This is a genomic window from uncultured Chryseobacterium sp., assembly GCF_913776365.1.
In the GTDB taxonomy this organism is placed as follows: domain Bacteria; phylum Bacteroidota; class Bacteroidia; order Flavobacteriales; family Weeksellaceae; genus Chryseobacterium.
Genome location: NZ_CAJYMO010000162.1, coordinates 1 through 12,345, shown reverse-complemented (window position 1 = coordinate 12,345; position 12,345 = coordinate 1). Strand labels below are relative to the sequence as shown.

Below are 12,345 nucleotides of genomic sequence, written 5' to 3'. Positions count from 1 at the left end.
AAGAACCTCTCAAGGTAACTACTGCTGAAGCAAAGATCCCGGCTACCATAAGTCCTACGTGGGAGAAAGAAGAATAAGCGATGATTTTTTTCATATCCGACTGGATGATGGCAATCATAGCCCCGTGTACAATTCCGATAATGGCGAGGATCAGAACAATCTGCCCCGAGATTCCTGCAACCGGCAGCGGCGCAATCGGCAACAGGTACCGCATCACTCCGTAAACGGCCATCTTCAGCATGATCCCTGCTAAAAGCATGGAGCCCTGCGTAGGCGAATAGGTATATGTGTCCGGCTGCCACGTATGAAACGGGAATACCGGTAATTTTACGGCAAAAGCAAAGAAGATGAACCAGAATACCACCGTCTGCTGGGTTTCATTCAGCTGGGCATTGTACAAATCAGTCAGTGCAAATGAAGCTGAATGGTTGTAAACGTAGATCAGCCCTGCCAGCATGAATAAGGATCCTACGAAGGTATACACAAAGAACTTTGTTGTGAACTCGAACCTTTTGTTTTCCTGTCCCCAGAGACCGGCAATGAACCAGATCGGGATCAGGGTAACTTCCCAGAAGATATAGAACAGTAAGCCGTCCAGTGAGGTGAATACTCCTACCAGTCCGAACTGCATCAGCAGGATCAGTCCGTAGAATGTATTCCTGTAGCTTACATTTTCATTGAATAATGATAAAATGATGATTGGCGTCAGGATGTTGGTCAGGATCAGAAGAAGCATGCTCATCCCGTCGATACCGAAGTGAAGGGTGCTTTTAATGAACTGTGACCAGGGATAGGTGATTTCGTACTGCAGCTTGCTGTCTACGGTAGGCCCGAAATCGAAAGCCGACAGCGCGTAGAATGTAAGCAGCATCTGCACCAATGCAATTCCCAAAGCCAAATACTTGCTGGAATTATTCTTCCATACAAAAACTAATCCCGAACCTACGAGAGGTAATAGTAATAATGTTAATAATAAACCAGACATTATTGTAATATAAAGTTAACAATCAGTATAATTCCTACCGCTAAAGACATGATAAGGATGTAGTTTTCCACATTTCCGTTCTGGATGCGCTTCATAGCTTTTCCGCTGTCTTCAGCGCCTTCCCCTACGAAATCCACCACACGGTCAAGGACTCCTTTATCAAACATTCTTCCTCCGCGTCCTAATCCTTCAATGGTTTTTACAAATAATGCATTGTAAAGTTCATCAATATACAATTTCCTGGCAGACAGTTTTTCCCATCCCGTATATTGTTCTTCCGGCATTGCTGCCTTCTTCTTGTTGACATACGTATTTTTTACGATGAACCAAACGGAGAAGAACATCAGGACGGTTGCCCCCAGCAGAATCATCTCCGTACCGAAAGGCACTCCCGATAGGGTAGCCTCCATCTGTTTGAAGCTTTCTTCCGTAAGTACCGGTTTCAGCCATTCCATAAGTTTTGCATAATGACCGTGGCCGATAAAGTGAGGAAGGTTGATGAAACCGCCCACTACGGATAATACAGCCAGTACGATCAGCGGCAAGGTCATATTGGATGGGCTTTCATGCAGATGATGCTTCTGATCTTCCGTACCCCGGAATTCTCCGTGGAAAGTCAGGTAATATAATCTGAACATATAGGTAGCCGTAACTGCTGCCAGCACAAACAGGATAAACCAGTATACCGGGTTTTTAGCGAATGCAGCTACTAAAATTTCGTCTTTGGAGATCATTCCCGATAATAAAGGGAATCCGGAAATCGCCAGTGTCCCGATCAGGAAGGTGGCATGGGTCACCGGAATGTATTTTTTCAGTCCGCCCATGAAACGCATATCCTGCTCATTGCTCATGGCATGGATTACGGAACCTGCTCCCAGGAACAACAGGGCTTTGAAGAAAGCGTGCGTCATTACGTGGAACATGGCTGTAGTATAAGCGCCCAGTCCCAAAGCGATGAACATGAATCCAAGCTGTGAAACGGTGGAGTAGGCCAGTACCTTTTTGATATCGTTCTGGCGGAGTGCGTAGAATCCTGCCAGTGCTGCCGTAAGGAACCCGATAAACAGGATCACTCCCTGAACGGTAGGTGCCAGGGTAAACAGGAAGTTTGACCGTACGATCAGGTAGATCCCTGCTGTTACCATCGTAGCCGCGTGAATGAGTGCGGAAACGGGAGTCGGCCCGGCCATAGCGTCCGGTAACCACGTATATAAAGGAACCTGTGCCGATTTTCCGGTAGCCCCGATGAATAAACTTGCGGTGATAAAGATGATCACGCTTCCGTCCAGCTCGAATTTACCTGCATTTTCCCTTACGGAAAGATAATCTACGGCATTGGTCTGGGAAGCGATCATAAAGATCCCGATCAGCAACGCAAGGTCACCGATCCTGTTCATAATGAAGGCTTTTCTTGCCGCTTTACCGTATTCTTCGTTGGTGTACCAGAAGCCGATGAGTAAATAGGAACATAAACCTACCCCTTCCCATCCGATGAAAAGGATCAGGTAATTGCTTCCCATTACCAGCAGCAGCATGGAAAAGATGAAAAGGTTGAGATAAGTAAAAAACTTATAGAACCCTTTATCATGGCTCATGTAGCCGATGGAGTAAAGGTGGATCAGAGAGCCGATTCCGGTGATGATCATCACCATCATCAGGGATAACTGGTCGATCTGGAATCCGAAATTGATCTGGACTCCGTTTACCCGGAACCATTCAAAGGCTTTTACAATGACAGGCTGACTTTCAGAATCAAAATTCATGAACAGGCTTACGGCGATGCAGAAAGATCCGAAAACCACTGCCGTAGCCAGCGTCCCTACTACCATCTTCGGAAGGTTTTTCCCGAATAAGCCGTTGATCAGAAACCCTAAAAGCGGTAAAAGTATGATTGCGTATACTAAATTCTCCATTCCTATTTATCCTCTTAGTTTATTAAATATACTCACATCTACAGAACGGGTATTTCTGTACAGCATGGCAATGATCGCCAGCCCTACTGCTACTTCTGCGGCAGCTACCACCATGATGAAGAACACCAGCAGCTGTCCGTCCCCGTTTCCTTTATAGGCTGAAAAAGCAGCCAGCAACAGGTTTACGGAGTTCAGCATAAGCTCTACACAACCCAGAATAACAATCGCATTTTTTCTCAGCAATACTCCCAAAACTCCCAGGCAGAACAGTACTGACGAGAGGATAATAAAGTAGTTCAGAGGGATGCTTTGTACAAATGTATTTACTTCTCCCATAATTTTATAAATCTTTTTTACCGATTAATACCGCACCTACGATACCTGCCAGAATAAGGATGGATGCAAGTTCGAACGGTAAAACATATTCATTGAACAAAAGTCTTCCGAGGTTTTTCGTAAGTCCTACGCTTCCGTCTGCATTGGCAACCGCAATGTGGTTGTCCTGCACGCCTCTGAAAACACCCAGTATACCGATAAGAAGAATCCCCGCCGTGAAAACCCCTACGAATTTTAAAGTATTGTTCTTCTTACTTTCGTCTTGCTTATTGAGGTTAAGCATCATCAGGATATACAGGAAAAGTACCATGATGGCACCGGCATATACGATAATCTGAATGATGGCCAGGAACTGTGCATTCAGGAGAATGTACATGCCGGCAATTGAAAACATGGTTACAATCAATGACAGGATAGCATAAAGAGGATTTCTTGCAAATACGAAATAGACTGCACTTGCCACTGCTAAAAACGCCACCAAGAAAAATAAAAACTGGTCCATTATTTTACGGCTTTTTTCTGTTTCTCGGATTGTCTTTCAGTGATATCAATCCTTTCATTTATTTTTTCAACTAATTTATCTTTTCCGTAGATGAAAGACCCTCTGTTGGTTTCCACATCTACCAGACGGTCGGTCAGATAAATTGCAGATTTAGGGCAGGCTTCCTCACACATTCCGCAGAAGATGCATCTCAGCATATTGATCTCGTATACGGAGGCATATTTTTCTTCCCGGTACAGGTCTTTTTCCTCTTTGGTTCTTTCGGCAGCTGTCATGGTAATGGCTTCTGCCGGGCAGGCTACGGCACAAAGTCCGCAGGCGGTGCATCTTTCGCGGCCTTCTTCATCTCTTTTCAGGACGTGCTGGCCTCTCCAGATTTCTGCTCTCGGTTTCTGTACCTCCGGATAGGAATATACGGCAGGTGCCCCTTTCAGCACGGTTCTTACAGCATGCTTGAAGGTGATCCCCATTCCCGTGAAGATCGCAGGAAGGTAGATTTTCTCAGCAAGGGTCATTTCTTTGTTGGAAACAACTTTTGATCTGTTGGTAAGTTTCATTTATTTTTTATTATTAAATGTTAGAAGACGGAAATGGGAAATGAAGGATAGCTGCATCACCGTTTCTCATCGTCACATTATCAAATTTTCAAACTAATTATTTTTAAATTCTTAATTGGCAAAAGCTAAAATTACAGCTCCTGTAATTAATAAGTTCACCAGTGCCATCGGGATCAGCGTTTTCCATCCCAGGTGCATCAGCTGGTCGTATCTGAATCTCGGAAGCGTCCATCTGATCCACATGAAGATCAGGATCCCGATAATGGTTTTGGTCAGGAACGCCACGATGCTCAGAATTCCGGCTGTATTCTCACCCCAGTTCTGGGTTACCCATTCAATTCCCGGATAATTGTATCCGCCGAAGAAAAGAACGACCATGAAAGCATTGGAGATGAACATATTCACATATTCCCCGAACATGTACAATCCTAATTTCATTGAAGAATATTCCGTAGAATATCCGGTTACCAGCTCAGACTCACATTCCGGTAAGTCGAACGGGTGCCTGTTGGTTTCTGCCAGGGCCGCCACAATGAAGACAAGGAAGGCTACCGGCTGATAGAAGATATTCCAGTTCATTCCGGAAATCCACGGGATGAATCCCCATAATTTCCCGTTGGTCTGGCTCTCGGTAATTTCTTTCAGGTCAAGGCTTCCCGTCATCATGATGATGGAAAGCAGGGCAAGACCCATTGCCAGTTCATAGGAGATCATCTGCGAGGATGCACGGATGGCTCCTAATAATGAATATTTGTTATTGGAAGCCCAGCCTCCGATCATGATTCCGTACACCCCGATGGAAGCCATTCCGATGATGAAGAGAACGCCTACGTCAATATTGGCCACCTGCAGGTCATATGAAGTCCCTGCAATATTTAAACTTTTACCCCATGGAATAACCGCTCCGGTAATCAGTGAAATGAACATCACAAGGGACGGTCCCAATACGAAAAGGAATTTTTCAGCATTGGCAGGTGTAAAATCTTCCTTGAAGAAGAACTTTCCACCGTCAGCAAGAGGCTGTAGCAACCCGAAAGGCCCGGCTCTGTTCGGCCCGATCCTGTCCTGCATGATGGAAGCTACTTTTCTTTCTGCCCAGGTAGAGTAGGCGGCAATCGTCAGCGACAGCAGGAAAAGTGCCAGTACGAGTATCAGTTTAAATGTAATTAAATCCATTTTTATTATAGTTTGAAATCTGAAATTTGAAATCTGAGAATATTCCCTGTTTTCAAATTTTCAAATTAAGAAATTTTCAAATTTTATTTTTCGTCTTTTTCGCTGATTTCTTTAGCCATCGGATTATCCAATACCCTCAGTTCATCTTTAGGCTTTTCGTAATGGTTCAGGGATATTACCGAATGCCTGTCAATATGTCTAGGCCCTTCGATATTCCAGTCAGACAGCTCTTTTCTTTCAAAACGGCAGGTATCGCAGATAAATTCTTCCACTTCTCCCCACTGGTCCTTTCTGGCCGTCACCCTTACGATTTCGTTTCCTTTCATCCATACCACTGCTTTTCCGGAGCATTTTCCGCAGTTGCAGGTGGCATTCATCGGTTTGGTAAACCATACACGGCTGGCAAAACGGGCCGTTCTGTCGGTCAGTGCTCCTACCGGGCACACATCGATCACGTTTCCGATGAAATCATTATCCAGCGCTTTGTTCAGATACGTTGAGATTTCCGCATGGTCGCCTCTGAAAAGGATTCCGTGTTCTCTCTCTTCCGTCAGCTGGTTGGCTGTCAGTACGCATCGTGCACACAGGATGCAACGGTTCATATTCAGCTTGATGTTCGGACCGAGGTCGTCTGCATCATAGGTATTTCTTTCGAATTCCGTCCGCGTGGTTTCGTTTCCGTACTCGTAGCCGAGATCCTGAAGGTGGCATTCACCGGCCTGGTCGCAAACCGGACAGTCCAGCGGATGGTTCAGCAATAAGAATTCGGTAACGGCTTTTCTCCCTTCCTGGGCCTTTTCGGACGAAAGGTTTTTGACTTCCATTCCGTCCATGACGTTGGTCCTGCAGCTTGCTACCAGTTTCGGCATAGGACGCGGATCTGCTTCAGATCCTTTGGAAACTTCCACCAGGCATGTTCTGCATCTTCCTCCGCTGGTTTCCAATTTGCTGTAGTAGCACATTGCCGGAGGTACAGATTTTCCACCGATTTGTCTTGCGGCTTCCAGAATAGAAGTTCCGGGCAATACTTCGGTCGTCTGTCCGTCTATCGTTATTTTGAATTTTTTAACCTCTTCGCTCATATTCTATGCTTTTCGCTGCCACTGCTCAGCAGTCCAGCTCTATGTTAATTATACTTTTTTGTATTAAATGTATATCCGATCCCAAAATCAAGTTCCCCGTACACAAAATCCTGTGAAGCCTTATCCGGCTTGTTATTGAGGGTAGTCTTGATATCCGGCATATTAATATAACCGAATTTACCTTCTACCTGAACCACAATATGCCTGATGGCCACCAGGCTTACCGCAGCCCTGGCATCCAATCCGAAGCCGGCCAGGTGAAACCGGTCGCTTCTTTCGTTGCCCATCAGCTGCACGTTGGATTTCGGAAGCAATGCGCCCAATCCCGCCCCATAGCTCAGAAAGAGATCAATATTCTCCTTATTCAGGATGTTATGATATTTCTGGGCGCCGATGTTGATATAATTCAGACCGTCGGTATGCTCGAAAGTCAGTAATTTCGCATCGGTAAGATCTGCTTTTCCGTTATGTACCAGCGATGCATACTGAGGATCATTGATATATCCTTTGAAGTCCACCGTCTGCTCCTGGTCCATTACATATTTCATATGGTCCATTCCCAAAGTAATCCCGAGATTATCTTTAGGGAAATAGGTAATCCTGTAGTTCACCTGCGGAATTGTGATTGAAGCAGGATTAAAATACACACCCCAATCAAATTTCGTCTGTCGGTCATGGGCGATGACGTTATCCAGCTGAAAATCGTACCCGTCCCCTTTAAAATGGATATCCGATTTTGAATATACTGAACTGTTCCACCCCCAGAACACCATCACTGATCCTTTCTTAAACGGATCCACGTGGCTTTTTTGAGCATTCACGCCCAAAGCTGCTGTTATTGCCAACAGCAAAAAACACTTTTTTATCACCTTTAAATTCTCTCCTTACCCCTAAGAATTAAACCGATGGCGCCGGAATAGGATCTGCGTAATTTGCAATTCCGTAAAACTGTGTCAGGCACAGCTCCGGGTTTATCACAAGCCATTCGAATTCATCCCTGAAATGGCGGATGGCCGCCGCTACAGGCCACGCTGCCGCATCCCCCAACGGGCAGATCGTGTTGCCTTCAATTTTTCTCTGAATGTCCCAAAGCAGATCGATATCTTCCATCTTGCCCTGGCCGTTTTCAATTTTCTTCAGGATCTTGTACATCCAACCCGTTCCTTCACGGCATGGCGTACACTGTCCGCAGCTTTCGTGGTTGTAGAATCTGGCCAGTGTCATGGTATGTTCCACAACGCACTGATCTTCATCCAAAACAATGAATCCTCCGGAGCCCATCATGGTTCCGGTAGCAAATCCTCCGTCTGCCAGGGATTCGTAATTCATGTATCTCGGCTCCCCGTTTACGGTTTTCAGCAACAGGTTGGCCGGAACAATCGGAACCGAACTTCCGCCCGGAATACAGGCTTTCAGTTTTTTTCCGTCCTTGATACCGCCGCAGTATTCATCGGAATAGATGAACTCTTCTACAGTGATGGTCATATCTATTTCATAAACCCCCGGTTTGTTGATGTTTCCGCAGGCGGAAATCAGTTTGGTACCGGTAGATCTTCCTACTCCTATTTTGGCATATTCGGCTCCCGTGATATCGATGATCGGAACGATAGCGGCAATGGATTCTACATTGTTTACCACCGTAGGTCTTTCCCAAAGTCCTTTTACGGCAGGGAATGGCGGTTTCAGCCTCGGGTTTCCTCTTTTTCCTTCAAGGGATTCCAGCAAAGCGGTTTCCTCTCCGCAGATATAGGCCCCGCCTCCGCGTTGCACGTAAATCTCACAGTCGAATCCGGTTCCTAAAATATTTTTCCCTAAGAATCCGGCTGCTTTTGCTTCTTCAATGGCTTCTTCCAGAATATCCGGAATCCATGAATATTCTCCGCGGATGTAAATATAGGAAACATTGGATCCCAGACAGTAGGATGAAATCAGCATTCCTTCGATCAGAAGATGGGGAAGGAACTCCATCAGGTACCGGTCTTTAAAGGTTCCCGGCTCGGATTCGTCGGCATTCACCACAAGGTGTCTCGGAACGCCTTCCGGTTTTGCCAGGAAGCTCCACTTCATCCCGGTAGGGAATCCGGCTCCTCCACGGCCTCTGAGCCCTGAAGCTTTCACTTCTTCCAGGATCTCATCAGGTGTCATTTTCAGGGCTTTCTCTGCTGCTCCGTAACCTCCCTGCTTGCGGTAGGTTTCAAAATAGCGGATGCCTTCGATATGGGCGTCTTTAAGTAAAAGTTTTTTACTCATTGTTGTATACTTTTAGCGGATGACCAGCAGCTTTCGGCTGCGGCGGCACGCTTCTTATTTATTTGATATTAAAATCCAATTAATCCAAAGCGATCTGTCCTTCCCTGCAGAGGTCCAGGATTTCATCTACTTTTTCTATTGTTAAATTTTCATGAAAGAATTTTCCCAGCTGCATCATCGGTGCATATCCGCAGGCACCCAGGCACTCGGCCGGCTTTAAGGTAAACATGCCGTCTTCGGTAGTCTGCCCGTCTTTGATGTTCAGTTTCGTTCTGATGTGGTTCAGAATCTTTTCACTTCCGGAAACCATGCAAGGTCCCGTTCTGCAGACTTCCAGAACATACTTGCCTACCGGCTTCATATTGAACATGGTATAGAAAGTAGCCACTTCATATACTTCTATGGGTTTGATGCTCAGCAGTCCGGCAACGTAATCCATTACCGGTACATCCAGCCATCCTCCGAATTCTTTCTGTGCCAGGTGAAGAACGGGAAGAAGGGCAGATTTCTGTCTTCCTTCCGGGTATCTTGCGATAATTTTATCTACCTGTGCTAAACTTTCCGGTGTAAAAGCTATTGTTTCGCTCATTTTATTTTGTTGTAAAATGTACATTGTACAAAGTACAAAGTATTATTATCTGTTTATATTTTCAAGGACATCGTACAGCAATACCCTGTACGTTAACCGTTTTATGCATCCAGCTCTCCCGCAATGATGTTCATGCTGCACATGGTAACGATAGCATCAGAGATTACGGAACCGGTGATCATTTCAGGATAAGCCTGGTAATAGATAAAACAAGGCCTTCTGAAGTGCAGTCTATACGGGCTTCTTGCCCCGTCGCTCACCAGATAGAATCCAAGTTCCCCGTTTCCGCCTTCCACGGCGTGGTATACTTCTCCTTTCGGAACGTCGGTTTCCCCCATTACAATTTTGAAATGGTAGATCAAAGCTTCCATCTTCTGGTATACATCAGCCTTTTCAGGAAGATAGAAATCCGGAACATCTGCGTGGAATGGTCCTTCCGGAAGATTTTCGTATGCTTGTTTGATGATTTTGATAGATTCCCAGATTTCCTGCTGACGGACCATGAAACGGTCATAGGTGTCTCCCGATGTTCCCACAGGGATGATGAAGTCGAAATCCTGGTAAGAAGAATAAGGCTGTGCAACCCTCACGTCATAATCCACACCTGTTGCACGAAGGTTAGGGCCTGTAAAGCCGTAGCTCAATGCCCTTTCGGCAGAAATGCTTCCGGCGCCGATGGTACGGTCCATGAAAATCCTGTTTCTTTCCAATAGCGTACAGAATTCTTTGAATCTCGGAGGAAAGGTCTTAAGGAAATCCTTGATCAGCTCGTGGAATTTCGGGGTGAAATCTCTTTCAAAACCTCCGATCCTTCCCATATTGGTCGTCATCCTGGCTCCGCAGATCTGTTCGTACATATCATAAATACGCTCTCTTTCGATGAACATATAGGTAAGTCCTGTAATGGCTCCCGAGTCCATTCCGGTTACACCGTTACAGATCAGGTGGTCACCGATACGGGCCAGCTCCATCAGAATCACGCGCATATAATCCACACGCTTAGGAACTTCTACACCAATCAGCTTCTCAACCGTCATATGCCATCCCAGGTTATTGATGGGCGCAGAGCAGTAGTTCATACGGTCGGTAAGGGTGGTGATCTGTGAATAATTCCTTCTTTCGGAAATTTTCTCAAATGCCCTGTGGATATAGCCTACGGTCTGCTCGGCATGAAGGATCCTTTCCCCATCCATGGTGAGGACGTTCTGGAAGATCCCGTGCGTGGCAGGGTGGGTAGGCCCCAGGTTCAGGGTATACAGCTGCCCGTCGATCTGTTCCTTACTCTCGTATTGGTTTAGTATATTGGATAATGAGTTATCTTTCATAATGATTGCTTTTAGCTATTTGCTTCCGGCTATTGGCTGGCTGCCACTCGCCATTCGCTTTTTTATCTTCCGAACATGGCATCGTCCTTATCGGTTCTTGTACCGTCTTCCAGCCGGTATTCTTTCAGCATAGGATGATAGCCCAGGTCTTCCATGTTCAGGATCGGCCTGAGGTCCGGGTGGCCCTTGAACTTTATTCCGTAGAAATCAAAAGTTTCCCTTTCCATCCAGTTGGCTCCTACATACAATTCCGTCAGGGAATCCACCTCTACATTTTCCCTTGTCATGAAAATCTTAAGACGCAGCCTGAAATTGGCCATCATATTGTGCAGATGATAGACAACCCCGATTTCCTTTTCAGGAAATTCAGGATAATGAATTCCGCAGATATCGGTCAGGAAGTTAAATTCAAGGGTAGAATCTTTCAGGTAATGAACGATTTTTTTGATATCCTCTTTTTTTACTTCTATGGTAAGCATTCCGTAAGGTTCCGAGCTGGAGATTACAGATTCCGGGAATTCTCTCGTGATGGCTTCCAGTACAAATTCGTTTGTCATTTCCGTTAGTTGCTGATATTGTAAGAATCTAGTAATTTCTGGTACTCAGGAGTATCTCTTCTTCTCAGGCTTTCGCTTTCAGACAGTGCCTGAACCTGCATTACGCCTTCAATAATCTGTTCAGGTCTTGGCGGGCATCCCGGAACGTATACGTCCACCGGAATAATCTTGTCGATTCCCTGAAGCACGGAATAAGTATCGAAGATACCTCCGCTGCAGGCGCATGCACCTACCGCTACCACCCATTTCGGCTCTGCCATCTGGGTATATACTTCTTTCAGTACCGGACCCAGCTTCTTGGATATCGTTCCGCATACCATCAGAAGGTCTGCCTGTCTCGGGGAGAAAGAGTTTCTTTCCATCCCGAATCGGGATGCATCGTAGGTTGGGTTCAGGGTGGCCATAAACTCAATGCCGCAACATGAGGTGGCAAAAGGCAACGGCCAGAGTGAAAATTTTCTGGCCATCCCGATGACGCTGCTCAGTTTCGTTGCGAAAAACCCTTCCCCTTCAAATCCTTCCGGAGCCGGTGCATCTGTTCTTATTACTGGTTTGTTATCTGACATTTGATTGATTTAGATTTTAAGTTAGATTCGGAAACAGCGGTTTAGTTAGCTGAAAACCTACTTCTCTTATCTAACACGGTCATTTAAAATTTCTATTCCGTTTTATTTATCCCAATCCAGGGCACCTCTTTTCCATACGTAGAAAAATGCCATGAAGAAAATAGCGACAAAGGTAAGCACGGCCAGGAACCCTTCCATTCCGAATTCTCTGAAGTTTACCGCATACGGGTAAAAAAAGACGATTTCAATATCAAAAAGGACAAACAATACCGCCGTTAAAAAGTATTTGATGGAAAACGGAGTTCTGGCATTTCCTTCCACCGGGATTCCGCATTCCCAGCTCTGGTTTTTCGCAGAATTTCCTTTTTTCTGTTTCGGACCTAAGAAATGTGCTCCAAGCAGAGAAATGGCTACGAAACCTATCGCAACACCTGCCTGTATAAGGATTGGAATATAACTTTCAGGTAAATTCATTTTTGCATTATTATCTCAATTTGCAAATTTAGC

14 protein-coding genes are annotated in these 12,345 nt (G+C 45.5%); all 14 read right to left on the bottom strand.

Features of this window, described 5'->3' with window-relative positions; all coding sequences use genetic code 11:
* The coding region (locus QZ735_RS08200; RefSeq protein ID WP_294246741.1) for a NuoM family protein at window positions 1–985 on the bottom strand (985 nt) is incomplete at its 3' end.
* Window positions 985–2,898: an NADH-quinone oxidoreductase subunit L gene (gene nuoL / locus QZ735_RS08195; RefSeq protein ID WP_294246738.1), complete on the bottom strand. Its 1,914-nt coding sequence runs from the start codon at window positions 2,896–2,898 to the stop codon at window positions 985–987. The genes QZ735_RS08200 and nuoL, both read right to left, overlap by 1 nt.
* Before the next feature lie 6 nt (window positions 2,899–2,904).
* A complete protein-coding gene (gene nuoK, locus QZ735_RS08190) occupies window positions 2,905–3,234 on the bottom strand; it encodes an NADH-quinone oxidoreductase subunit NuoK (RefSeq protein WP_294246735.1) in 330 nt (109 codons plus the stop codon).
* Between the two features lie 4 nt (window positions 3,235–3,238).
* Entirely contained in the window at window positions 3,239–3,736 is a 498-nt protein-coding gene (locus tag QZ735_RS08185) for an NADH-quinone oxidoreductase subunit J (protein WP_294246732.1), read from the bottom strand.
* The gene (locus QZ735_RS08180) at window positions 3,736–4,293 is read right to left on the bottom strand and encodes an NADH-quinone oxidoreductase subunit I (RefSeq protein WP_294246730.1); all 558 of its coding nucleotides are present in this window, start codon (window positions 4,291–4,293) and stop codon (window positions 3,736–3,738) included. The genes QZ735_RS08185 and QZ735_RS08180 overlap by 1 nt, the downstream gene beginning before the upstream one ends.
* Window positions 4,294–4,404: 111 nt before the next feature.
* Window positions 4,405–5,469: an NADH-quinone oxidoreductase subunit NuoH gene (nuoH, locus tag QZ735_RS08175; protein ID WP_294246728.1), complete on the bottom strand. Its 1,065-nt coding sequence runs from the start codon at window positions 5,467–5,469 to the stop codon at window positions 4,405–4,407.
* 83 nt (window positions 5,470–5,552) lie between these two features.
* A complete protein-coding gene (locus QZ735_RS08170) occupies window positions 5,553–6,551 on the bottom strand; it encodes a 2Fe-2S iron-sulfur cluster-binding protein (RefSeq protein WP_294246723.1) in 999 nt (332 codons plus the stop codon).
* A gap of 44 nt (window positions 6,552–6,595) precedes the next feature.
* Window positions 6,596–7,402: a hypothetical protein gene (locus tag QZ735_RS08165; RefSeq protein ID WP_294246721.1), complete on the bottom strand. Its 807-nt coding sequence runs from the start codon at window positions 7,400–7,402 to the stop codon at window positions 6,596–6,598.
* 46 nt (window positions 7,403–7,448) lie between these two features.
* Window positions 7,449–8,801: an NADH-quinone oxidoreductase subunit NuoF gene (nuoF, locus tag QZ735_RS08160; protein ID WP_294246719.1), complete on the bottom strand. Its 1,353-nt coding sequence runs from the start codon at window positions 8,799–8,801 to the stop codon at window positions 7,449–7,451.
* Window positions 8,802–8,880: 79 nt separating this feature from the next.
* On the bottom strand, window positions 8,881–9,390 hold the full coding sequence (gene nuoE / locus QZ735_RS08155) for an NAD(P)H-dependent oxidoreductase subunit E (protein WP_294246716.1): 510 nt from the start codon (window positions 9,388–9,390) through the stop codon (window positions 8,881–8,883).
* Between the two features lie 101 nt (window positions 9,391–9,491).
* Window positions 9,492–10,715: an NADH dehydrogenase (quinone) subunit D gene (gene nuoD, locus QZ735_RS08150; protein WP_294246708.1), complete on the bottom strand. Its 1,224-nt coding sequence runs from the start codon at window positions 10,713–10,715 to the stop codon at window positions 9,492–9,494.
* Between the two features lie 62 nt (window positions 10,716–10,777).
* On the bottom strand, window positions 10,778–11,272 hold the full coding sequence (locus tag QZ735_RS08145; protein WP_294246704.1) for an NADH-quinone oxidoreductase subunit C: 495 nt from the start codon (window positions 11,270–11,272) through the stop codon (window positions 10,778–10,780).
* Between the two features lie 5 nt (window positions 11,273–11,277).
* The gene (locus QZ735_RS08140; protein WP_294246701.1) at window positions 11,278–11,838 is read right to left on the bottom strand and encodes an NADH-quinone oxidoreductase subunit B; all 561 of its coding nucleotides are present in this window, start codon (window positions 11,836–11,838) and stop codon (window positions 11,278–11,280) included.
* 102 nt (window positions 11,839–11,940) lie between these two features.
* Window positions 11,941–12,312, bottom strand: coding sequence for an NADH-quinone oxidoreductase subunit A (locus QZ735_RS08135; RefSeq protein ID WP_294246698.1), 372 nt, complete (start codon window positions 12,310–12,312; stop codon window positions 11,941–11,943).
* Window positions 12,313–12,345 lie beyond the last annotated feature (33 nt).

Bases quoted from the DNA above. Each gene is read 5' to 3' on its own strand.
- nuoL (WP_294246738.1), bottom strand. From the start codon at position 2,898: ATGGAGAATTTAGTATACGCAATCATACTTTTACCGCTTTTAGGGTTT.
- nuoK (WP_294246735.1), bottom strand. From the start codon at position 3,234: ATGGGAGAAGTAAATACATTTGTACAAAGCATCCCTCTGAACTACTTT.
- QZ735_RS08185 (WP_294246732.1), bottom strand. From the start codon at position 3,736: ATGGACCAGTTTTTATTTTTCTTGGTGGCGTTTTTAGCAGTGGCAAGT.
- QZ735_RS08180 (WP_294246730.1), bottom strand. From the start codon at position 4,293: ATGAAACTTACCAACAGATCAAAAGTTGTTTCCAACAAAGAAATGACC.
- nuoH (WP_294246728.1), bottom strand. From the start codon at position 5,469: ATGGATTTAATTACATTTAAACTGATACTCGTACTGGCACTTTTCCTG.
- QZ735_RS08170 (WP_294246723.1), bottom strand. From the start codon at position 6,551: ATGAGCGAAGAGGTTAAAAAATTCAAAATAACGATAGACGGACAGACG.
- nuoF (WP_294246719.1), bottom strand. From the start codon at position 8,801: ATGAGTAAAAAACTTTTACTTAAAGACGCCCATATCGAAGGCATCCGC.
- nuoE (WP_294246716.1), bottom strand. From the start codon at position 9,390: ATGAGCGAAACAATAGCTTTTACACCGGAAAGTTTAGCACAGGTAGAT.
- nuoD (WP_294246708.1), bottom strand. From the start codon at position 10,715: ATGAAAGATAACTCATTATCCAATATACTAAACCAATACGAGAGTAAG.
- QZ735_RS08145 (WP_294246704.1), bottom strand. From the start codon at position 11,272: ATGACAAACGAATTTGTACTGGAAGCCATCACGAGAGAATTCCCGGAA.
- QZ735_RS08140 (WP_294246701.1), bottom strand. From the start codon at position 11,838: ATGTCAGATAACAAACCAGTAATAAGAACAGATGCACCGGCTCCGGAA.
- QZ735_RS08135 (WP_294246698.1), bottom strand. From the start codon at position 12,312: ATGAATTTACCTGAAAGTTATATTCCAATCCTTATACAGGCAGGTGTT.